The sequence below is a fragment of the Streptomyces sp. NPDC002156 genome (genome assembly GCF_053593675.1).
Genome location: NZ_JBSFDA010000001.1, coordinates 191,283 through 213,029, shown reverse-complemented (window position 1 = coordinate 213,029; position 21,747 = coordinate 191,283). Strand labels below are relative to the sequence as shown.

At 71.8% G+C, this 21,747-nt stretch carries 20 protein-coding genes; 11 read left to right on the top strand and 9 right to left on the bottom strand.

What is annotated here, in order from left to right:
* Window positions 1–23: 23 nt before the first annotated feature.
* Complete coding sequence (locus ACWCRB_RS00905; protein WP_450993948.1) at window positions 24–824, top strand: sugar phosphate isomerase/epimerase family protein; 801 nt, start codon at window positions 24–26, stop codon at window positions 822–824.
* A gap of 33 nt (window positions 825–857) precedes the next feature.
* On the opposite strand, the gene ACWCRB_RS00900 is transcribed toward ACWCRB_RS00905, so the two are convergent.
* From ACWCRB_RS00900 to ACWCRB_RS00875, 6 genes are all read right to left on the bottom strand, one after another.
* Window positions 858–2,360 (bottom strand): AMP-binding protein, encoded by a 1,503-nt coding sequence (locus ACWCRB_RS00900; RefSeq protein ID WP_450993947.1) that lies wholly within the window; start codon window positions 2,358–2,360, stop codon window positions 858–860.
* Window positions 2,357–4,669 (bottom strand): CoA transferase, encoded by a 2,313-nt coding sequence (locus ACWCRB_RS00895; RefSeq protein WP_450993946.1) that lies wholly within the window; start codon window positions 4,667–4,669, stop codon window positions 2,357–2,359. Before ACWCRB_RS00895 ends, ACWCRB_RS00900 begins: the two co-directional genes overlap by 4 nt.
* 23 nt (window positions 4,670–4,692) lie before the next feature.
* Entirely contained in the window at window positions 4,693–5,565 is an 873-nt protein-coding gene (locus ACWCRB_RS00890; RefSeq protein ID WP_450994060.1) for an alpha/beta fold hydrolase, read from the bottom strand.
* 100 nt (window positions 5,566–5,665) lie between these two features.
* Complete coding sequence (locus tag ACWCRB_RS00885) at window positions 5,666–6,649, bottom strand: quinone oxidoreductase family protein (protein ID WP_450993945.1); 984 nt, start codon at window positions 6,647–6,649, stop codon at window positions 5,666–5,668.
* Window positions 6,646–7,467 carry an ABC transporter permease gene (locus tag ACWCRB_RS00880; protein ID WP_450993944.1) on the bottom strand — a complete coding sequence of 274 codons (822 nt, stop codon included), beginning with the start codon at window positions 7,465–7,467 and terminating at the stop codon, window positions 6,646–6,648. The genes ACWCRB_RS00885 and ACWCRB_RS00880 overlap by 4 nt, the downstream gene beginning before the upstream one ends.
* Window positions 7,464–8,306, bottom strand: a complete 843-nt coding sequence (locus ACWCRB_RS00875; RefSeq protein ID WP_450993943.1) for an ABC transporter ATP-binding protein — start codon at window positions 8,304–8,306, stop codon at window positions 7,464–7,466. The genes ACWCRB_RS00880 and ACWCRB_RS00875 overlap by 4 nt, the downstream gene beginning before the upstream one ends.
* A gap of 359 nt (window positions 8,307–8,665) precedes the next feature.
* Between ACWCRB_RS00875 and ACWCRB_RS00870 the strand changes: the two genes are divergently transcribed.
* The 7 genes from ACWCRB_RS00870 (at window position 8,666) to ACWCRB_RS00840 (ending at window position 15,085) form a co-directional block, all read left to right on the top strand.
* Window positions 8,666–9,898 (top strand): aromatic ring-hydroxylating oxygenase subunit alpha, encoded by a 1,233-nt coding sequence (locus ACWCRB_RS00870; RefSeq protein WP_450993942.1) that lies wholly within the window; start codon window positions 8,666–8,668, stop codon window positions 9,896–9,898.
* 112 nt (window positions 9,899–10,010) lie between these two features.
* Window positions 10,011–11,348, top strand: a complete 1,338-nt coding sequence (locus tag ACWCRB_RS00865; RefSeq protein WP_450993941.1) for a M20 family metallopeptidase — start codon at window positions 10,011–10,013, stop codon at window positions 11,346–11,348.
* Entirely contained in the window at window positions 11,345–12,301 is a 957-nt protein-coding gene (locus ACWCRB_RS00860) for a DODA-type extradiol aromatic ring-opening family dioxygenase (RefSeq protein ID WP_450993940.1), read from the top strand. The genes ACWCRB_RS00865 and ACWCRB_RS00860 overlap by 4 nt, the downstream gene beginning before the upstream one ends.
* A complete protein-coding gene (locus ACWCRB_RS00855; protein WP_450993939.1) occupies window positions 12,298–13,158 on the top strand; it encodes an alpha/beta fold hydrolase in 861 nt (286 codons plus the stop codon). Before ACWCRB_RS00860 ends, ACWCRB_RS00855 begins: the two co-directional genes overlap by 4 nt.
* A gap of 108 nt (window positions 13,159–13,266) precedes the next feature.
* On the top strand, window positions 13,267–14,115 hold the full coding sequence (locus ACWCRB_RS00850; protein WP_450993938.1) for an IclR family transcriptional regulator: 849 nt from the start codon (window positions 13,267–13,269) through the stop codon (window positions 14,113–14,115).
* Window positions 14,112–14,666, top strand: a complete 555-nt coding sequence (locus ACWCRB_RS00845) for an FAS1-like dehydratase domain-containing protein (RefSeq protein ID WP_450993937.1) — start codon at window positions 14,112–14,114, stop codon at window positions 14,664–14,666. Before ACWCRB_RS00850 ends, ACWCRB_RS00845 begins: the two co-directional genes overlap by 4 nt.
* The gene (locus tag ACWCRB_RS00840; RefSeq protein ID WP_450993936.1) at window positions 14,663–15,085 is read left to right on the top strand and encodes an acyl dehydratase; all 423 of its coding nucleotides are present in this window, start codon (window positions 14,663–14,665) and stop codon (window positions 15,083–15,085) included. Before ACWCRB_RS00845 ends, ACWCRB_RS00840 begins: the two co-directional genes overlap by 4 nt.
* Here ACWCRB_RS00840 and ACWCRB_RS00835 read toward each other — a convergent pair.
* Window positions 15,054–16,001 carry an ABC transporter substrate-binding protein gene (locus ACWCRB_RS00835; protein WP_450993935.1) on the bottom strand — a complete coding sequence of 316 codons (948 nt, stop codon included), beginning with the start codon at window positions 15,999–16,001 and terminating at the stop codon, window positions 15,054–15,056. The two genes, ACWCRB_RS00840 and ACWCRB_RS00835, sit on opposite strands and share 32 nt — an antisense overlap.
* 180 nt (window positions 16,002–16,181) lie before the next feature.
* On the opposite strand from ACWCRB_RS00835, the gene ACWCRB_RS00830 reads away from it, so the two are divergent.
* Together ACWCRB_RS00830 and fdxA are read left to right on the top strand one after the other, a co-directional pair.
* Window positions 16,182–17,204, top strand: coding sequence for an NAD(P)/FAD-dependent oxidoreductase (locus ACWCRB_RS00830; RefSeq protein WP_450993934.1), 1,023 nt, complete (start codon window positions 16,182–16,184; stop codon window positions 17,202–17,204).
* Window position 17,205: 1 nt separating this feature from the next.
* Entirely contained in the window at window positions 17,206–17,547 is a 342-nt protein-coding gene (gene fdxA, locus ACWCRB_RS00825; protein WP_450993933.1) for a ferredoxin, read from the top strand.
* Here fdxA and ACWCRB_RS00820 read toward each other — a convergent pair.
* On the bottom strand, window positions 17,519–18,655 hold the full coding sequence (locus ACWCRB_RS00820) for a sensor histidine kinase (RefSeq protein ID WP_450993932.1): 1,137 nt from the start codon (window positions 18,653–18,655) through the stop codon (window positions 17,519–17,521). The genes fdxA and ACWCRB_RS00820 overlap by 29 nt on opposite strands.
* Complete coding sequence (locus tag ACWCRB_RS00815) at window positions 18,652–19,323, bottom strand: response regulator (RefSeq protein ID WP_450993931.1); 672 nt, start codon at window positions 19,321–19,323, stop codon at window positions 18,652–18,654. Before ACWCRB_RS00815 ends, ACWCRB_RS00820 begins: the two co-directional genes overlap by 4 nt.
* Before the next feature lie 287 nt (window positions 19,324–19,610).
* Here ACWCRB_RS00815 and ACWCRB_RS00810 point away from each other — a divergent pair, with 287 nt between their 5' ends.
* The gene (locus tag ACWCRB_RS00810; RefSeq protein WP_450994059.1) at window positions 19,611–21,719 is read left to right on the top strand and encodes a molybdopterin cofactor-binding domain-containing protein; all 2,109 of its coding nucleotides are present in this window, start codon (window positions 19,611–19,613) and stop codon (window positions 21,717–21,719) included.
* Window positions 21,720–21,747 lie beyond the last annotated feature (28 nt).

The window sequence follows — 21,747 nt, the reverse complement described above, 5'->3', positions numbered from 1 at the left end:
CGTACTCGAAAGGGGAGTCGGACATGCCCGCCATCGGCCTCCAGCTGTACACCCTGTTGGACGTCATGGCGGACCGTCCCGCCACGCTCGCCAGGGTCGCCGGACTCGGCGTGACCACGGTCGAGCCCTTCCGGCTGGGCCGCAGCGACCTGGACCGGGCCGCGCGGCTCGCCGAGGCCCGCGCCCTGAAGGCCGACATCGACGCCGCCGGACTGACGGTGTCCTCCACCCACGCCCGGCTGCCGGACGCGGAGGACCCCGGCTGGTTCTTCGAGGAGCTGGCCGAGCTGGGCGCCCCCGTCGCCATCGCCTCCACCCCGGACGCGCTCCCCGGATTCACCCGGGACGCCCTGGTCTCCACGGCGGGTGTGCTCCGGTACGCCGACCGGTTGAACGCCCTGGCCAAGGCGGCGGCCACGCACGGTCTGGGGGTCGGCTACCACAACCACGAGTGGGAGTGGACCCCGCTCGACGACGGCCGGTACGGCTACGACGTGCTCTGGGACGCCCTCGACCCGTCGGTCGTCGCCGAGGTCGATCTGTACTGGGCGCAGACCGCCGGCCAGGTGCCCGCCGAGGTGGTCGCCAGGCTCGGCGAACGGGTGCGGCTGGTCCATGTGAAGGACGGACCGGCGGTCCGCGGCGAGCCGCAGGTCGCGGCCGGCCGGGGCACGGTGGCGCTGGCCGACGCCCTCGACGCCGGCCGGGACTCGATCCGTGCGCACATCATCGAGGCGGACGGGATCGCCGAAGGGGCGGACATCTTCGACCTGGTCGCCGACAGCGTGGCCTGGCTCAAGGCGCGCCAGGCCGACCTGGAGTGAGCCGCACGGCGACGTACGAGGCCACCTCACATGTCATCCGGGGTGGCCCCCGACGCGGTCCCAGGTGCCGGCCGTCACCCCGCGCTCCCGCAGCACGGCCTTGCGGATCTTCCCGGTCTCGGTGAGCGGCAGTTCCGCCACCGTCTCGATGTACCGGGGCACGGCGAACGCGGGCAGTTCGTGCGCGCAGTGCCGGGCCAGGTCCGCCGGATCCAGTGCGCCGCCCGCCCGGACCACCACCGCGACCATCACCTCGTCCTCGGCCAGTTCGGAGGCGACCGGGAACGCTGCGGCCTCGGCGACCGCCGGATGGGAGCGGACCACCGACTCGACCTCGCCGGAGGAGATGTTCTCGCCCCGGCGGCGGATGACGTCCTTGATGCGGTCGACGAAGCGGTACCAGCCGTCGGGCTCACGGACCACCCGGTCGCCGGTGCGGCGCCAGGAGTCGGAGGGCAGTGTGGGATCGCCCAGATAGCCGGTCGAGAAGGCGTTCAACTGGTGGCTGCGGACCAGGAGTTCGCCGGGTTTCCCGTCAGCGACCGGTGCCAGGCCCTCGTCCACGACCCGCGCGGAGAAACCCTCGCGCAGGGTGCCCATGTACCCGGCCCTGTACTCCTCCGGCGTGGACCCGAGGACGAGATTCGTCTCCGTGGACCCGAACCCGTCGACGAGGGTGACACCGAACCGCTCCCGGAAGGCCGCCCAGGCGGCGGCCGGGGTCGCCGGGGACAGACCGCACCGCACCCGGTGGGCACGGTCGTACGGCCCCGGCGGCTGCGCCAGCAGCATGGGCGCCATCGCGCCGAGCAGATGGACGACCGTGGCCCCGGAGTCCGTCACCCGCGACCAGTACCGCGAGGCGGAGAACCGGGCGTCGACCGTGCAGCTCGCGCCCACCGTCATGACCTGCGCCAGGGTGTTGAGGGCGTTGGTGTGGAACAGGGGGAGCGCGGTGTGGAGCGTGTCGTCGGCGGTGAGACGCAGGGCGTCCGCGACATTGCGGCCCCAGTGGACGAACTGGCCCTGGGGGCAACGGACTCCGCGTGACGTCCCCGTCGTGCCCGACGTGAAGAGGACGGCGGCGGTGTCCTCCGGCCGGACCGGGGCGGGCGGGAGCGGGGCGGTGACACCGGGTGCGGGGACGTCCGCCGCACCCGCCCTCCACACCACGCCCCGGTGACCGGCCTCGACCGCTCGATCGGCCAACTCGCGCTCCGCATACAGGAATTGAGGTTGCGCATCACCCAGTACCTGCCGCAGCGACCGCCCCCGCAGCGCGGTGTTCAACGGCACCCCGACCGCGCCCAGCCAGGCGCAGCCGAGGACCAGGTCGACCAGCTCGATCCGGTTGGACAGCAGGGCCGCGATCCGGTCGCCCGGCCGGCAGCCCTGTGCGGCGAGCGCCCCGGCCATGGTGGCCGTGGCCTCGCGCATCTCGGCGTACGTCCGTGTCGTGTCCCCGATGCGCAGGAAGACCCGGTCGCCGAACGTGCCGGCCGCCGCGTCGACGAGTTCCGGCAGGGTCGAGATCAACGCAACACCTCGGCCTCGTACAGCAGTTGCAGCCGCTCGGGCGAGATGCCCGCCACCTCCCTCAGCACCTCCTCGGTGTCCGCGCCGAGGAGGGGAGCGGGCCTGCGGATCCCGCCCGGTGTCCGGGTGAGCCGGATCGGCACGCCCTCCTGGAGGAAGGAGCCCGCAGCCGGGTGCTCGACCCGGACGTAGAAGCCGCGTGCCCTCAACTGCAGGTCGTGCTCGACGAGTTCACGCCCGTCCTGCACAGCCCCTGCGGGCACCCCGTGCTCCTGCAGCAGCTCGGCTGCGGCGTCGGCGGGCAGGGTGCGCGCCCACTCGCCGAGGACACCGTCGACCAGGGCACTCTCCTTCCGGCGCCCCTCGGCCGTCGACAGCCGTGTGTCGGAGGCCAGTTCGAGACGGCCCATCACCTCGCACAGGCCCGTCCACTCCTCGTCGGAGCGCACACTGACCGCCAGCCAGCGGTCCGCGCCCAGGCTCCGGTACACGCCCTGCGGACTCCAACGGGGATGCGAGTTGCCCATCGGCGACCGCGCCGACGTCAGGACGCTCGTCCCCATGTGGGCGGCGATGGCCTCCAGTTGGGACAGGTCGATGTGCTGTCCCCGGCCGGTCTCGGCCCGGTGCTCCAGCGCGGCGACCGTGGCCAGCGCACCCTGGAGACCGGCGACGATGTCCCCGTGCCCGTAGATGACGCCCACCACGTCGTCTGGCCCCCACCCGGTGAGCCCGGTCAGACCACCGGCCGCCGAGACCGTGTCGGCGTACGACACCCAGTCGGCGCGTGGACCGGTGTGGCCCATGCCCGACATGCTCAGGTAGACGATGCCGGGGTTGATCTCGCGCAGCGTCTCGTAGCCGAGGCCGAGCTTCTTCATGACCGAGGCGCTGAAGTTCTCGACGAGGACGTCGCAGTTGGCGACGAGGTCGCGCAGCACCGCCACGCCCTCCTCGGTCCGCGTGTCCAGCGCGATGCCGCGCTTGTTCCGGTTGACCTCGTTGAAGTAGCCGTTGGTGTCCGGGTCCGTGTGCGGGCCGCGCGAGAGGTGCATGAAGGGCGCGAACCGGGTCGGGTCGGGACGCCCCGCCGACTCGACCTTGATGACGTCGGCGCCGTGATCGGCCAGGACCTTCGTGCAGTACGGGCCTGCCAGCACCCACGTCAGGTCCAGGACCCGTACGCCGTCCAGGGCGGGCAGGGTGGGGGAGTCGGTGACGACCGGTCGTACCGTGCGAGGCTCGTCCAGCAGTGTCTGGTCGGCGCCCGGGCCCGGCACGGCGAGCGTGGTGATCCGGTGCCCCTCCGGGAACGCGAACGGGAAGCCCAGGTCGGTGCGGCCCTCGACCTGAGTGAAGAAGCCACGGTCGGTGAGCTGGGGGTTGTCCGGCAGTTCGGCGGGCAGGTCCACGGCCGCCCATGGCAGCTTCCGGGCCTGGGCCCGCTCCGCGAACTCCGCCTTGGGCCACCGGCCCACGAAATCCTGGACGACCTTGAAGACGTGCTCCTGGTGCGTCTTGCGCTCGACGGGGTCCTGCCATCTCGGCTCCGCGAGATCGGCCGCCGCGCCTTCCTCGACCAGCCAGGCCAGCAGCGCGTCCCACATGCGCGGACTGCCGCCGAGCCCGCCGCCCAGGTAGCCGTCGGCGGCCCGGAACAGGCCGTGCGGGACCAGGGGGTGCACGCGTCCCGGGCGGGGCGGTACCCGGTCCTCGTGCAGATAGGCGAGGGTGCCCGCCTCCAGGGCGGCGGCGACGCACGCCTGCGCGGAGACGTCGATCAGCTGGCCCGGTCCCCGGCGGCGTGCCCGCAGGCCCAGCAGGACGGCGATCGCCGCGTTGACGCCCGCGAGGTGCTCCGCCTGGTTCTCCGGCAGCCGCAGCGGCGGGCCGTCGGGGTCGCCGACCTGGGCGAGCATCCCGCCCGTCGCGGCCACCACGAGATCGCCGCCCTGCCAGTCGCTGCGCGGCCCGACGAGGCCGAAGGGGGTGACACGGACGTGTACGAGGTGATCGAGCCCCTCGGCCAGTGTCCGCACCCCGCCCGTCGTCCCGTCGAGGACGGCGTCGGCGCCCGCCAGCAGTCGGCGCAGCGCGTCCGTGCCCTCGGGGGTGCCCCGGTCGAGGGTCACCGAGCGTTTGCCGGCGTGCCAGTGGGCGAAGTCGTGGCCGTCGGGGCCGTGCCGGTCGGGGTCGCCCTCCGGGGGCTCCACCAGCACCACCTCGTACCCGAGGCCGACCAGCAGCCGGCCGGCAAAGCGGGTGAAGGGGCTGGTCAGCTCGACGACCCGCGGGACTGCTGTGCTCACGTCTTTCTCCCGCCTCTCCGGCCTCAGTCGTGGCGCTGGTTCAGGAAGCCTGTCACGGCCGCGTGGTAGTCGTACGGCCGTTCCTCCTGCGGATGGTGGGAGACCCGGTCCATCACATGCAGGCTCCCCCTCGGGATCATGCGCGCCAGCATCAGCGGATAGTCCGGGGTCAGGAAGGCGTCGTACATGCCCCACAGGAAGAGCACCGGCGCGGTGATGCGGCCGAGTTCGGCGGTCAGGTCCTGCCAGTCGCCGCGCGGGTTGTCCGACGCGCCGGCGAGTGCCGTCTCCTCGGGGTCGAGGCTCTGCTCGTAGCGCAGGGTCACCGTGCCCTCGGGGACGGCGTCCGGGTCGTACCACTCCAGGCGGGCGATCAGCTCCCGCATCTTCTGCCGGGACGGGCCGGTTCCGCCGTAGTAGACGTCGCGGGCGTTGCGGCCACGGCGACCGCCCTCCGGGATCGGGGCGAGGGGGCCGTAGAAGACGGGCATGCTGCCGGTGATCACCAACGACCGTACGCGCTCGGGGTACTTGGCGGCCAGGTCGAGCGCGATCGTGCCGCCCCAGGAGTTGCAGACGAAGTCGGCGCGCTCGACGCCGAGGGCGTCCAGCAGGGCCACGGTCTTCGCGGCGTGGTAGTCCCACATGGGGCCCTCGATGACGGGCTTCGCGGACTTGCCGTACTGCAGGATGTCGACCAGGAAGCACCGGCGGTCCTCGGCGAACAGCGGTGCCACCTGGCCGAAGTCCGACCAGCCGGTGCAGCCGGGGCCGCCGCCGTGCAGGAAGACCGTGGGGCTGCCTCCGGGTTCGCCCAGCTCGATGTAGTGGTAGTCGACGCCGTCCGCCGTCGCGTAGGAACCCTTCGGCGGGGCCTGAATGTCCATGAGGTCCATGAGATCCATGTTCCGATCGTCCGGTGGGAGTGCCGTCCGCCCAAGGGAACGGGTCCGCTCAACGGGCCGTCTCCGGGGCGCTGTTGCTGTGCCGGTCAGATCAACTTCCCGACCTGCCGGCCCAGTCGATGACGACCTTGCCGATGGCCTCCCCGCTGCGCAGCCGGGTCACCGCCTCGGCGAGCCGCTCGGGGGAGTGGCGTTCGATCGGCAGGGTCAGTTCGCCCGAACTCAGCTCCGTCAGCAGCCGTTCGGCGTCGGCGGCGACCTCCCGGCCGCGTGTCATCAGGTTCACGGGCAGCAGCGACACGTCGGCCAGCAGGAAGTCCGCGAGGTCCACGCCGAACTCGCGCCCGGCGGTGTAGCCGACGAGGACGGCACGTCCGCGCGGGCGCACCAGATCGAGGGCGTCCCGCAGGACGGGCCCGCCGACGGTGTCGATGAGCGCGTCGATCGGCCCGCCCACCGACTCCGGGGACAGCTCGGCCGCCAGCACCGCCTTCGCGGACGGCGGCACATGGTCCAGCTTCGCCGGCCGGCCGACCACGCCGATCACCTCGGCCCCGGCCCGCGCCGCTACCTGCACCGTCAGGGAACCCACCGCACCGGCCGCCCCGGTCACCAGGACCCGCTCGCCCGGCCGTACGGCGGCGACGGAGTGCACGGCCGCCCAGGCAGTGCCGGCCGGGGAGAAGAAACCGCACGCCAACGCGGGGTCCGTGCCCGCGGGCACCGCCGTCACGGCCGCGTCCGGCACCACGACGTGCTCCGCCCAGCAGCCGTCCCGCCGCAGCCCCACCCCCTTGCCGTTGACCCTGACCAGACTGCCCTCGGGATGCGTGTCCGAACTCAGCACGATCCCGCTGCCGTTGGTGCCCGGCACCACCGGAAGATCGGGCAGGATCCCGAACCTCCCGTCCACGATGTTGAGATCGAGGTGGCCCACCTGCGCCGCCAGCATCCGTACGACGGTCAGGCCGGGCGCGGGCGAGGGCACCGGCCGCTCGACCAGCCGGGGCAGGGAGCCGAACTCCTCCAGGACCAGGGCGCGTGACGTGTCCCTGGTTGTGTTCTCGTCGCTCACAGCTTCACTCCGTATCGACGCAGGACGCGGGACGCGACGATCCGCAGCACGCGGTCGAAGACGAACCCGAGGATGCCCAGGGTGATGATCCCGACGAAGACCCAGTCGATGCGGCCGTAGTTGCGGGAGGTCCAGATCAGCGAGCCCAGCCCCACCTGGGCGGCGACGATCTCCGCCGAGACGATGGTCAGGAAGCTGTTGCCCATCGCCAGGCGTGCCCCGGTGACGATGTGCGGCACCGTCGACGGCAGCACGATGCCGGTCAGGATCTGCCGGCGGCCGGCGCCCAGGCTCGCGGCGGCCCGCAGCTTCGACTCGCTCACCGCCATCACCCCGGCGCTGGTGTTGAGGATGACGATGAAGACCGACGTGTAGAAGATCAGGACGACCTTCGACGACTCGCCGATGCCCAGCCACACCACCGCCAGGGTCACGAAGGCGACCGGCGGGATGAACCGGAAGAACTCGATGTACGGCTCCAGGAGTTGGCGCACGATCCGGATCTGCCCGATGAGCAGCCCGACCGGTATGCCCACCAGGAGCCCCAGCCCCCAGCCGATCAGGATCCGGCGGCTCGACGCGATGACCGAGTTGGTGAGCGTGCCGTCGGCGGCCAGGTCGCCGGCCGCCGACAGGGTCTCCCGGGGGGAGGCCACGAGCGAGGGGCCGTAGCTCATCGCCAGCAACTGCCAGACGCCGACGCCGAGCAGGACGGACACGACATAGAGGCCGGCCGTGCGGAGCCCCGGCCGGGCTGCGCCCGCCGGCCGGCGTTCGACGCGCGGCTTCGGGGCGGTGTCGAGGGTCGCGGTGGTCACAGGTCCTCCTCAAGGGCGAGCCCCTGGTCGCGCAGGGCCTTGCGCACTTCTTCGCCGATGTCCTGGCGGAGGCGGTGGCGCAGTTCGGCGGCGGACGGTTCGGTGACGTCCCGGGGCCTGGGCAGGTCCACCGGATAGACGGACTTGATGGACGCGGCGGGGCCCGCCGTCATCACGGCGATCCGGTCGGCGAGGAGGATCGCCTCGTCGATGTCGTGCGTGACGAAAACGACCGTGCAGCCCGACACCCGCCGGATACGGTCCATCTCGTCCTGCATCACCTGCCGGGTCTGCGCGTCCAGTGCCCCGAACGGCTCGTCCATCAGCACGACGCTCGGCCGGTTGGCCAGCACCCGCGCGATCTGCACGCGCTGGCGCATACCGCCCGACAACTGGCCCGGGAAGCGGTCGGCGCAGTGCCGCAGTCCGACCAGGCCCAGGTACTCGTCGGCCAGCGCGGTCTGCTCGGCACGTGAACTCCCGCGCATCCGGGGCCCGAACGCCACGTTCTGGCGGACCGTCATCCAGTCGAAGAGCGCCTCGCTGCTCTGGAACACCATCCCGAGCTCCGGGCCGGGCCCGGTCACCGGGGCGCCGTCGACGGTGAGACTGCCGTCGTGCGGGGCGACGAACCCGGCCAGCGCGGACAGCAGGGTGGACTTGCCGCACCCGCTCGGCCCGAGCAGGCACAGGAACTCTCCGGCGGCGATGTCGAGCGACACGTCCCGTACGGCGTGGAAGGAGCCGAACCGGATGTCGACCCCCTCGACCCGAACGGCCGCACCACGCCTGCCCGTTGCCGGGGCGCGCGCCGGTTCGGCCTCCATGGCCTTCGTCATCACGATCCCTTCGTCTGCCGGTGGCTGACCACCGGGTGTTCGACAGGTCATCGGCGGGGTGCGGGCTCCAGGCCCGGTCGGGAGACTCCCGCCCGCCTCGCGACGTCCGGCGCCCCCGGCGAGACCCGCCCTCCGGGCGGAGGTCGGGAGTTCGACGGGGAGTTCGACGACCGGGCCTGGCCGAACCGTAGGACAGCGCGCCGCCCACCCGCACGGGTGTGGGTCCGCTGAACGGGACGCCGGGGGACCGGGGCGGGCGGTCTGTTCAGCGGAACGGGTCCGTTGGCGGACCCGGCGCCACGGCCGATGCTCTACGCCATGTCCCGACGGCAGCAGACGCCAGCAGGAGGTCACGCACGATGACGACGGGTGAGACGACGGGTGGAGGATCGCTCGCCCCCCGCAGGACGGGCCGGGCGAAGCGCACGGCGACGGGAGCGCCGGGCCGGCAGGACTGGTCGACGTGGCCCCACTACGACGGTGCCGGAGCGGGCTTCCGTGGGTACTGGTATCCGGTCACCTGGGCCAGCCACATCACGGAGAAACCGCTCCCGTTCACGATCTGCGGCGAGAAGATCACGCTGATCCGGGACGCGGGCAAGGCGTACGCCCTGCACAACCGCTGCCCGCACCGGGGCGTACCGCTCTCCGAGGGCAACCAGCAGTTCCCCGGCACCGTCAGCTGCCCGTACCACGGCTGGACGTTCGACCTGCCCACCGGCAAGCTGGCCGCGGTCATCACCGACGGCCCCGGCTGCCGCCTCACCGGCAAGGTCGAGGTGCGGACATACGCGGTCGAGGAGCGCCTCGGCATGGTGTGGGTGTACATCCCCGTCGCCGACGAGGAACCCCACCCCATCGACGAACAGCTGCCGGAGGAACTCGCCTCGAACGGCTTCGTGATGGGCGGCCGGATCGAGCCGCGCGGCGGCAACTGGCGCTTCGCCTGCGAGAACGGCTTCGACGAGGGCCACGCCAAGTACCTGCACCGCACGGCCCTTTGGCGCCTCTTCAAGCCGATGCCCACCTGGAACATCACCCGGATCGTGCCCAAGGGCCGCTGGATCTTCCGGGTCCAGGACGAGGTGTACTGGGAGGCCGACTTCCCCGGTGTCGGCCACTGGTCCAACAAGCGCTGGTGGAAGTACCGGCCGCCGAAGGAAACCTTCAACATCGGCAACACCGGCAAGGCCGACAGCATCAACGAGACGATCGAGGCCCAGGAGTTCCCCGGCTTCGCGTCCCTGGCGATGCCCGGCATCCTGCGCATCGCCTACCCCAACTTCATCCACTACGAGTTCTACGTGCCCGTCGACGCCGACCACCACAACTACGTCGGCGTGATGGTCAACTTCACCGAGGGCTGGCAGACCCTCCGCTTCTACGCCAAGTACCTGGGCGCCATCCGCTGGCTGTTCCACGGCCAGTTCTCCGGCCAGGACGCCTGGATGGTCGACGTCACCGACGCGCCCCCGGAGAAGCTCTACCGCCCCGACATCTCGCTGACCGCCTGGCGGAACCTCAGCGAGGAGGAGTACGGCAAGAAACTGGCCGCGGCGGGCGCCGACTCAGCAACAGAGAAGGAGGCGTGAGCGTGCGTACCCTGCTCACCCTGCTGGCCGGGGCCGCGATCGCCATCGGGCTCCCCCTGGCCAGGAAGCGCTTTGCGCGCACCACCATGACCCAGGTCCACAGGATCAACCAATGAGCGGCGACGGCCTCGCGGGGCTCGACGACCGGCGCCGCGCCTGGACCGAGGGTGCCTGGCGGCACATCACCGGCGACCGGCTGCGCGACCTGATCACCGGCCTCGTCGACATCCCGAGCCCGACCGGCGACGAGGCCCCGCTCGCCGCCCACATCGCCGAGACGCTGAAGACCTCGGGATGCCACACCGCGAGAACACAGCCCCTCGACGATCGCCAGGCCAACGCCTGGGCCCGCCTCCCCGGCGACGGCACCGGCCCCGACCTCATGCTCTACGCGCCCATCGACACCCTGACCGTGGGCGAGGAGAGCGAGGATCTCCCCTGGATCGGCCCGGAGTTGAGGGAAGACATGCGCCCCCGGGCCACCGTCCAGGGCGACCTGGTGACCGGCCTCGGTGCCTCCAACCCCAAGGGCCACGCGGCCTGCGTGATGATGGCCGCCGAGGCGATCGCCCGCGCCGGCCTCCCGCTCACCGGCGACCTGGTCGCCGCCTTTGGCGCGGGCGGCATGCCGACCAACGCCCGGCCGGGCAGTGCGAGGCTCAACACCGGGCAGGGCGTGGGCTGTTCGTTCCTGCTGGAGCAGGGCGCGTGGACCGACTACGCGGTCATCGCCAAGCCCGGCTGGACGGTCTCCTGGGACGAGGTCGGTCTCGTCTGGTTCGAGGTCACCGTCCGGGGCACGCACACCTACGTCGGCTCGCGGCACCGGCTCCCGTACGACAACGCCATCGCCCGCGCCGGTGAGGTCGTCCAGCACCTGGAGGAGTGGTTCGCCGAGTACGCCGAGCGGCACACCGGCGGCACGGTCGCCCCGCAGGGCATCGTCTCCTCCGTACGCGGCGGCTGGCCCCGCATGGCCGCTGTCACCCCGGCCGCCTGCACCCTCAGGGTGGACCTGCGGATCGGCCCCGACACGACGCCGATGGACGCCAAACGGGAGTTCGCCGCGGCGATCGACGCCGTACGGGAGAAGCTGCCGGGCATCGACGTCAGCACCGAGATGATCCTCGCGATCCCCGGGACGCGAACCGACCCCGACAGCTTCATCTGCCGGACGGCCAAGGCGAGTTGGGCCGCCCTGGAAGGCCGGGAGCACGAGGTGATCGCGGGCAACAGCGGGGCCACCGACGCCAACATCCTGCGCGGCCGGGGCATCCCCACCGTCCGGGTCGGCATGCCGAAGGTCGCCGACGCGCCCTTCGAGATCGACTTCGCCCGGGGCATGAACACCGTCTCCGTACGGGCCATGGAGAAGCTGACGCGGCATCTGGTCCGTACGGCGGTCGACACCGTCACCCGGACCCGCGCCGACCTGGAGGGAACGGCATGACCGAGATCGTCCTGGGCGTCGGCGCCTCGCACAGCACGCTGATGAACACCCACTGGGAGCAGACCCTCCACAAGGACCGCGCCGAGCGCTTCCGCGACGCCCTGAAGGCCGCGCGCGACGAACTCGCGGCTGCTCGGCCCGACACGGTGATCCTCGTCGGCTCCAACCACTTCCGCGGCTTCTGGCTCGACCTGATCCCCAGCTTCACCATCGGGGTGGGCGAGTGCGTGGCGAGCGGCGAGTCCGGCACCCCGAAGGGCCCGCTGCCGGTGGACGTGCCGCTCGCCCGGTACATCGCGGGTTCCCTTGTGGAGGGCGGCCGTTTCGACGCGGCCTTCTCCGCCCGGCTGCAGATCGACCACGGGCAGTCGCACGCCGTCCAGTACCTCCTGGACGGACTGGACGTGGACCTCGTACCGATCGTGATCAACGTCTTCGCCCCTCCGCTGCCGACCCTTGACCGCTGCGAGCGCCTGGGCCGCGCGATCCGGGAGGCCGTGCTGGCCTTCCCCGGCAACCGCCGGGTGGCCGTCATCGGCTCCGGCGGGCTCTCGCACCGGCTGCCCTGGCCCGACTGGCGCGAACCGCACGGCGACGACGAGGAGTTCATGGTCGGCGCCTGGCTCGACGGCCGCACCAACTGGCAGGACTACGACGTCCGGCGCCGCGAGATCATCCGCGCCGCCGAGGCCGCGCTCAACCCGGAGTGGGACGACGAGTTCCTGTCCCTCGTCGAGCGCGGCGAGACCCACCGCGTCACCGGACTCACCACCGAGGACGTGGAGAAGACCGCCGGCAACGGCGCCCAGGAGATCCGCACCTGGCTGCTGATGTCGGCCCTGCTCGACCACGCCCCCGGCCGACGCCTGGCGTACGAGCCCATGCCCGAGTGGCTCACCGGGATGGCGGTCGCCGTCCTGGACCCCGTACACACCGAGGAGAGGCAGCGATGAGCATCTGGACCGCACTGTCGGGCATCGACTACCGGCACGCCTACGTCGAGACCGGCGACATCAGGACGCGCGCCCTGCAGGCCGGTCCCGAGGACGGCGAGCACGTCGTGTTCCTGCACGGCACGACCGGCCACCTGGAGGCGTTCGTCAAGAACATCCCGGTGCACGCCTCGGCCGGCTACCGCTGCCACGCCATCGACATGCTCGGCCACGGCTACACCGGCAAGCCCGACCGGCCGGGCGAAATCCCCGCGTACGTCGAGCACTTGATGGCGTACCTGGACGCCGTCGGCGCCGAACGCGCCCACTTGGTCGGCGAGTCGCTGGGCGGCTGGGTGTCGTCCTGGGCGGCGAGCGAGTACCCGGACCGGGTCGCCTCCCTGCAACTGCTGTGCATGGGCGGCACGAAGGTCAACCCGGCGGTGATGGAACGGCTCAAGACCTCGACGCGGGCCGCCGCCCTGGAGGACGACATCTCCCTCACCCGGGACCGGCTGCGCCTGCTGTGGGCCGAGTGGGACGACGACTTCGGCAATGAACTGACCGAGGTGCGGTACGAGATCTACCACCAGCCCGAGTTCCAGCGGAACCTGCACAACCTGCTGGCCCTCCAGGAGGTGGAGACCCGGGAGCGCAACCTGCTCCGGCCGGACCGCATGGCCAGGATCAAGGCGCCCACGCTCGTGGTGTGGGCCAACAAGAACCCGTTCGGCGACGTCCCGGAGGCCGAGGCCATCGCCGCCGCCATCCCCGGGGCCCGGCTGGAGATCTTCAACGAGTGCGGACACTGGCCGCAGCACGAGAAGGCCGACCTCTACAACCCGCTCAGCCTGGCCTTCCTCGACGCGGCGCGTTGACGGGCTCCGGCTCCGGGTCACCGTGAATTAACAACTGACCATGGCCACCGTCCATGAGGCCGTGGTTCCGTTCTCCGGAGGGCAACGACCGACCGGGAGGTACTTCCCATGACCGTGACCGTCACCACCCCGTCGAACGCAGCTTCGAACACCGCGTCGAACATCTCGCCGAACTTCCCGTCGGGTATCCCGTCAGCCGTTCCCCGGGACGCGGACCCCGGCCCGGACCCCATGAACTCGGTCCTGGGCAAGGTCAGGCCGATCCTGGAGGCCTTCACCGCCGAGGACGACAGCCTCTCCCTCGCCGAACTGGTCCGCCGTACCGGCGTCGCCAAGGCCACCGTGCACCGGCTCGCCCAGGAACTGGTGATGTGGGGGCTGTTGGAGCGCGCGGGCTGCGACTACCGGCTCGGGCTGCGCCTGTTCGAGATCGGCCAGCGCGTGCACCGGCAGCGCATCCTGCGCGAGGTGGCCCAGCCGTACATGGAGGACCTGCTGCTGGCCACCCAGGAGACCATCCACTTCGCCATCCACGACAGCCTCGACGTCGTCTACCTGGAGAAACTCTTCCCGCACCGCGGGCTCAACCAGGAGTCCCGGGTCGCGGGCCGGCTCCCGCTGTACTGCACGGCCACCGGCAAGGCGATCCTCGCCTTCTCCCCGCCCACCCTGTTCGCCGAGGTCGTCAGAAACGGCCTGAAACCCTTCACCCGGCACACGGTGACCTCGCCCGGCCGGCTGCGCGCCCAGGTGGAGCGCATCCGGGCGGAGCGCATCGCCACCGAGGCCGAGGAGATCCGCCTCGGCTACACGAGCATGGCCGTGCCCGTCTTCAGTCGTCAGGACACCCTCGTGGGGGCGCTGTCCATCACGGCGCCCACCTACCGGATGGATCCTCCCGGCCATGCGGTCGCACTGCGCGCGGCGGCCCTCGGCATCAGCAGGTCGCTGCGGTGAGCGCGGCACTGGAGGAGGTGCTCGGCAGGGCCCGGAAGCTGATCGGGGAGTGGGAGAGCGAGGACTGCGGCGTCCTGGCCGTCAAGGACTTCTGCCGGTACGCGGCCTCCCTCAACGACGACGACTACATCCGCCGCGCCCGTGCCCAGGAGGCCGCCGGAGAGCCCGTGGTCGCCCCGCCGCTCTTCCTCGCCGGGACGCTGAGCTGGCAGGACGGCCCGACCGAGGACGCCCTGCAACGCGACGGGCTCGCCGCCCGGGAAGCGCCCTGCACCGCAGGACTGCCGGTACGCCATGTGCACGGCGGCCAGTCGGTCCGGCTCGGCGGGCCGGTGCTCGCGGGCACCCGGGTCACCGCGGAACGGGCCATCACCTCGGCCGACCACCGCAGCGGCCGGTCGGGCGAGTTCGTCCTGCTCGGCATCACGACCCGTTTCACAGTGGAGGACGGAGCCGAACTCATGGCCATGGACGAGACGGTCGTCGTACTCGACCTGCCCGACGCACCCGCCGAAGAAGACCCCCGCCCCGCCGGTGGAGCCGCCGCATGACCGCTCCCACCGCGGGCCAGGCCTGCCCGCAGCAGACCTACCACCACAGCCACCTGCAACTGTTCCGGTTCAGCGCCGTCTCCTGGAACTCCCACCGCATCCACTACGACGCCGCGTTCGCCGCCACCGAGGGCTTCCCCGACGTCGTCGTCCAGTCCACCCTGCACGGCGAGACCCTCACCCGGCACGCCCTCGACTGGGCCGGACCCGAGGCCGAGTTGGCGTCGGTGAGCTGGCGCAACCGGGCCACCGCCGTGGCCGGTGAGCAGCTCACCTGGACCGCGACGGTACGCACGGTGGAGCCCTGCGGCGAGGGAACCCGGGTCACGCTCGACGCCGCCGTGCTCAAGGAGGACGGCGCCCCCTGCGTCACGGGAAGCGTCGAACTCACTTGGCGTGCTGCTCGTACCAGCCCTTGAGCAGGGTGGTGTCGAGGTCCGGCGACTTCTTGAGCAGCTTCTGCTGGAGGAAGAAGTCGACGATCTTCTTCGACTCGGTGAGGTCCGAGTCGGTGATGCCGCGAGCGGCGAAGGTGATCTCCGGCAGGACCTTCACCGTCTGGTCCTCGGGCAGCTTGACCTGCGCGTTGGACGCCTTCGCCGCGGCGGCGGGATCACTGGTGACGAGCTTGTCTGCCTCGGCCACCACCTTGAAGATCTTGCCGGCGACCTCCTCGTTGTCCTTGAGCCAGCTCTGGTCGGCCAGCAGCCACTGCACGTACCGCACCCCGAAGTCGCCGATGCGCCCGGCGATGTGCCCGCCCCCCTCGTCGCCCCGGGTCGCCCAGGGCTCGTAGAGGATGTACGCGTCGATCGAGCCCTGCTCCAGCAGGCCGGGGATCTCCGGCGGTGAACTCTCCACGATCTTCACGGAGTCGGGGTCGATACCGTTGTGCAGCAGATACCGGTGCGTCGAGTAGAGGCCGAGGCCGCCGATCGACGCCATGGTCCTGATCTGCTTCGGGGAGTCGATGCCGTCGCGCAGGACGACCTTCAGGTAGCGGTCCGAGGTCTGGAAGACGCCCAGGGCCCGCAGGTCGGGATTGGTCACCATCAGCGGCAGGGCGGTGGAGTCGGAGTTGAGCCCGATCTGCGCAGTGCCCGCCGTCACCGCCTCGGACGCCGCCGGGCCGCCCTCCGTCTTCACCAGCTCGACGTTGACGCCCGCGTCCGCGAACATGCCGCGCTCCACGGCCAGATAGATCGGGGCGTACGAGGCGTCGACCCCGAGGGCGAGGCGCACGGTCGGTTTCCCCGCCGCCGACACCCCCGTCGAGTCGGTCGTCCCGGCCGTACAGGCCGTGGTGAGGAGCAGCGCCGCACAGGCGACGGTCAAGGTGCTCCTGGTACTGAGTCCGATTCTGGCTGCTGTCCGCATGTCGTACTCCCGTGCGTGGCCGGAAATCTCGTACCGCAGACGTTCCCAGCGCGCCGCCCGGTCCGTTAAGCGGGGCGTCCTGCTCACCGGACCGATCCCGTGGGACCGGACCGCGTACCGCTCGTACCGTCCGGAACCATGAGCGTTCTCACCGACCTGCCGACGACCACGGACGAGTCGCGCACGATCGAGACGGACATCCTGATCGTCGGCGCCGGGCCCGCGGGCCTGTACGGCGCCTACTACGCGGGCTTCCGAGGCCTTCGCGTGGCGGTCATCGACGTCCTGCCACAGTGCGGCGGCCAGATCAGCGCCATGTACCCCGAGAAGCCCATCTTCGACATCGCCGGCTTCCCGGCCGTACGCGGCCGTGACCTGGTGGCCAACCTGGTCGCCCAGGCCGAGCCGTACGGCCCCCGCTACCTCCTCGGCGAGCGCGCGGTGACCCTGACCCACGATCCCGACGGCCGCCCGGTCGTGCGCGGCGACCGGGGGAGCACGGTCCGGGCCGGCGCGGTCGTCATCACCGGCGGCGTGGGCACCTTCACGCCCCGGCCGCTCCCGGCTGGCGAGGGCTACCTCGGCCGGGGGCAGGTCTACTTCGTCCCCGACCCCGCCGCGCACACCGGCCACGATGTCGTGGTCGTCGGCGGCGGCGACAGCGCCTTCGACTGGGCCGCGACCCTCGCCCCGCTCGCCCGCTCCGTCCGTCTGGTGCACCGCACCGAACGGTTCCGGGCCCACCGCGCGAGCGTGGACAAGGTCCGCGCCCTCGGCATCGAGATCATCACCGACTGCGAGGTGAGCGCCCTGCACGGGGACTCGTACGTCGAACAGGTAGAGGTCCGCCACCGCACCACCAAGGCCACCCGGCTGCTCCCGGCGCGCACGGTCGTCGCCGCGCTCGGCTTCCTCGCCGACCTGGGCCCGCTGACCGACTGGGGGCTGACGCTCCAGGCCCGGCGGATCGCCGTGGACACCCGCATGGCCACCAACCTGCCCCGCGTGTACGCCGCCGGGGACATCACCGACTACCCGGGCAAGGTGCGGCTGATCTCCGTCGGCTTCGGCGAGGTCGCCACCGCCGTCAACAACGCCGCCACCGTCATCGACCCGGACGCGGCCCTGTTCCCGGGGCACTCGACAGAGAAGGAGAACTGACATGGCCTACGTCATCGGCCCGGCCTGCGTCGACATCATGGACCGGTCCTGCGTCGAGGAGTGCCCGGTCGACTGCATCTACGAGGGTGAGCGCAAGCTCTACATCAACCCGGCCGAATGCATCGACTGCGGTGCCTGCGAGACGGCCTGCCCCGAACAGGCGATCGCCGTCGACCGCCTCGCCGACCCCGAGCACCGCACCGACAACCGCCGCTTCTTCGACGAACCCCTGCCGGGCCGCGACGCCCCGCTCGGCACCCCGGGCGGCGCGAACGCCTTCGGTCCCGTGGGCATCGACACCGCGCTGATCGGCTCTACTGCGCCGAGCCGGCCGGGATCCTGAGCCTGACCTGGTAGCCGCCCTCGGGAGTGGGCCCCGACCGGAAGGTGCCGTGCAGGAGTTCGGCGCGTTCCCGGAGGCCGACGAGGCCCTGGTGGGAGCCGGGCAGGGGCAGGGACGGGCGGGTCGGGGGCGTGTTGGTGACGGTCACGCCGAATCCGGCGCCGTCCGGGGCACGCCACAGCTGGACCGTCGCACGGGCGCCGGGAGCGTGCTTGCGGACGTTGGTGAGGGCCTCCTGCACGGTCCGGTAGACGGCGCGCTGGGCCGGGGTGCCGATGTCCGGGGGGAGTTCACCGGTCAGCTCGGTCTCGATACCGCTGGTCGTGACGAGCCGGTGGAGGTCGGCCAGGGTCGGCTGCGGGGTCAGCTCGGTGGCCTTGCCGCCCGAAGCCCGCAACAGGGTGACCATATGGCGGAGTTCGTCCAGGGTGTCGACGCTCAGGGCGCGGATCGTCCGGGCACCCTCCCTGAACTCCGGCTCCTTCGCGGCGACTTGGAGCGCTCCGGCCTGTACGGCGATCAGGCTGACCTGGTGGGAGACGACGTCGTGCATCTCCCGGGCGAGCTGGGCGCGTTCCCGGGCCAGCACGGCCTGGGAGTGCAGCAGCCGTTCGTGCTCCCGCGCCTCCTCGATCTCGACGAGCCGCCCCGACAAGTCCCGCCGGGCCTGGAGGAGTTGGCCCAGGAGAACGGGGGCGGCGGCGGAGGCCAGGGTGTAGAAGAAGGAGACGACGGTCCAGGCACGGTCGTGCGAGGACAGGTCGTCCGGCGGCCAGGGAGCGGCCGACGCCATCGCGAACAGCAGGGCGCAGAAGGCGAGCAGACGGCGGTCCCGGGACTGTTCGGCGAGCGTGAACAGCGCGGCGAACGGGGCGAACACGATGTCCAGCATCAGGCTCGCGGGAAGGGTCAGCAGGAAGACCGCCAGCGGGAATCGTCGACGGAACACCAGCGCCCCGCAGGCCAGCACGGAGGCCGCGATCGAGGCGGGCGACTCCCCGAACAGACTGATCGACGCGTCCACGGCCGCGACGAGGACGACACCCGCGTCGACGCCCCGGTCCGGGACACGCGTCCACCAGGCAGGGCGGGCGTCGGCCGCGCTCACTGGTACCCCTCGCCGAACGACCCGTCCAGCAGCCCGGCCCGCTGGGCGAGCAGCGCCGCCTGCACCCGGCTGCTCACCCTCAACTTGGTGAGGATCGCGCTGACATGGTCCTTGACCGTGCCCGCGCTGAGATGAATACGCGTGCCGATGTCCGCGTTGGACAGCCCCTCCGCGACCAGCACCAGAACCTCACGCTCACGCTCACTGAGCCGGCCCACCCGGGCGGCCTCGGGATCCTCGGCGCGGACGGCGGAGCCGGGGTGACTCTGCCAGACGGCACGGGAGGCCTTCGGCGACATGACGACCCCGCCCGCCGCCAAGCTCCGTACCAGCTGGGCGAGTTGGTCCGGCTCGGTGTCCTTCAGCAGGAAGCCGGCGGCGCCTGAACGCAGGGCGGTCAGGATGTACTCGTCGGCGTCGAACGTCGTCAGCATCGCCACCACCGGGGGTTCCGGCAGCCCCCTCACCTCCCGCAGCACGGTCAGACCGTCGACGTCCGGCATCCGGATGTCCAGCAGGACGACATCGGGGCGCTCCCGCCGTACGGTGTCGACCGCGCCGGCGCCCGCCGTGGTCGCGACGACCTCGATGTCGTCGGCCGCGCTCAGGATCAGCTTGAAGCCGGACCGCACCAGGGCCTCGTCGTCCACCACCACTACCCGGATCACGTACGTTCCGCCTTGCCGTCGAAGTCGTCTCCCGACCTTAGAACGGCGAAAGCCCCGGTAGAACGCCATCCCTGGACACTCCAGCCACCTGGGGGGAGGCTTCCAGCCGTCCGGGGGGAACCGCCGCGGACCGGACGGCACGGGCACGCAACCAGAAAGCCGCCCGGCCCCTCATACACAGGAGACGCACCGACAGCGGGCGCGGCGCCGACCCGTCGGTGCCCCACGGTGATCGACAGGAAGTGACAGGGGTGGCGATGGAACGGCAGTGGTCCCGTCGGAGGTTCATGGTCTACTCGCTGGCCGCCACCACCCTGACCGTGGCCGCGCCGATCGGCTGCGACACGTCCTCGGCCGAAGGCGCCGAGCGCTCCACGGCGGACGCGAGCGCGCGGTCCGGTGTCGTGGTGACCGGTGACGACGACGAGATGCTGGTCCTTGAGGTCACCGCGGCGAACCGGGTCGTCGTCCGGCTGCCGCGCGTCGAGGTCGGCCAGGGCGTCACCACCGCCGTCGCCATGATGATCGCCGAGGAACTGGACGCCCGCCTCGCCGACGTCGACATCCCGCTCGCCGACGCCCGCACCAAGGGCAGCCAGTACACCGGCGGTTCGAACTCGGTCAGCTCGCTGTACGGTCCCGCCCGGGCGCTCGCCGCCACCGCGCGGGCCCGCCTGGTGACCGCCGCCGCCCGGCGCTGGCGGCTCCCCGCGCGAACACTGCGCACCCGTAACACGATGGTGGTCGCACCGGACGGGCGTACGGCCACCTACGGCTCGCTGACCGCGATCGCCGCGCAGGTCACCCGCCCGGCCGTGTCCAGCAAGCCCAAACCGGCCTCCCGGCACAAGGTGATCGGCAAGCCGACGACCCGGATCGACGCCCGGGACCTCGTCACCGGCAAGGCGCAGTACGCCGGTGACGTGAGGGTGCCCGGCGCGAAGCCGACCGTCGTGGCCCGGCCGCCCACGCTCGGCGGGAAGATCCGAACCCTCGACGACCGGGCGGCCCGCGCCATGCCCGGCGTCCGCGCGGTCGTCCGGGTCGCGGGCGGAGTCGCCGTCGTCGCAGACACCTTCCACCACGCCTTCAAGGCCCGCGACGCCCTGCGCATCACCTGGGCCCCGGGCCCGCTGGCCGCGCTCTCCGACACCGCCATCAGATCCCGGCTGCGCGCCGCCGTCCCACCGCTGGGCACCGCGCCGAGCGGATCGACGCAGGTGACCGGCGAGTTCGAGTTCGCGTTCGTCAGCCACGCCCCCATGGAGGTGCTGACCACGGTGGCCGACGTCCGCGCGGACCGCGCCGAACTGTGGTTCTCCACCCAGACACCGATGGACGCCCGCGACAGCATCGCGGCGGCAGTCGGGCTCCCGGCGTCGAAGGTCAAGGTCCATGTCATGCGGGGCGGCGGCTCGTTCGGACGACGGCTCAACTACGACTTCGCCCTCGAAGCCGCCCTCGTCTCCAAGGCGGCCCGCCGACCGGTCAAGCTGATGTGGAGCCGCAGCGACGACCTGCGGCACGGCCAGATGCGCCCGGCCACCCACCACCGGATCCGAGCCAGCCACGCGGGCGGCCGAGTGGTGGCCTTCGTCCACTCGACGGCCTCGGTCAGCGAGTCCTACGAGGGCCTCGCCGCGAACGGCGGTGCGCGGCCCATGGCCGCGCGGGCGGGACGCGTCCGGGAGGCGGGCCCGCTGCCCAGCGACAGCGGGCTGTACAACTTCGGTCAGCTGTCCGGGGATTCGGGCGGCGTGGAGCTGGCGGCCATACCCCTCGGCGCCTGGCGCTCGGTGGACTCCGGGACGACCCGGACCGTCGAGGAGATCATGGTCGACGAGATCGCCCGCAGCCTCGGCAAGGACCCGGTCGCCTTCCGGCGCACCACACTCCGCAGCAAGGCCGTACGCGCCGTGCTCGACAAGGCGGCGTCCGCCGGGAGTTGGGGACGGACCCTGCCGGCCGGACACGGACAGGGCATGGCCGTCCACGAGGAGTACGGCTCCTGCGTGGCCTGCCTGATCGAGATCGACGCCACCGACCCGAAGAACCCCCGCGTCACCAGAGCGGTGATGGCGGCCGACGTCGGAACGGCCGTGAACCCACGCGGACTCGAGGCCCAGCTCATGGGTACGACGATCGACGGCATCTCCACGATCCTGCGGGCCGGCCTCCACATCGACCGGGGTGCCGTCCGCGAGGGCAGCTTCGCCGACTTCCACTACGCCCGCCAACGGCACGCCCCCCTGCACTTCGAGGCGCACATCATGCTGTCCAGGGGCGAGCCCGGCGGAGCCGGAGAACTCGGCGTACCGGCCGCGGCGGGTGCCGTCGCCAACGCGTACGCCCGGGCCACGGGCACCAAGCCCCGCCGCTTCCCCCTCACCTTCTGACCGACCGTCGACTCCGGCTCCTACTCCG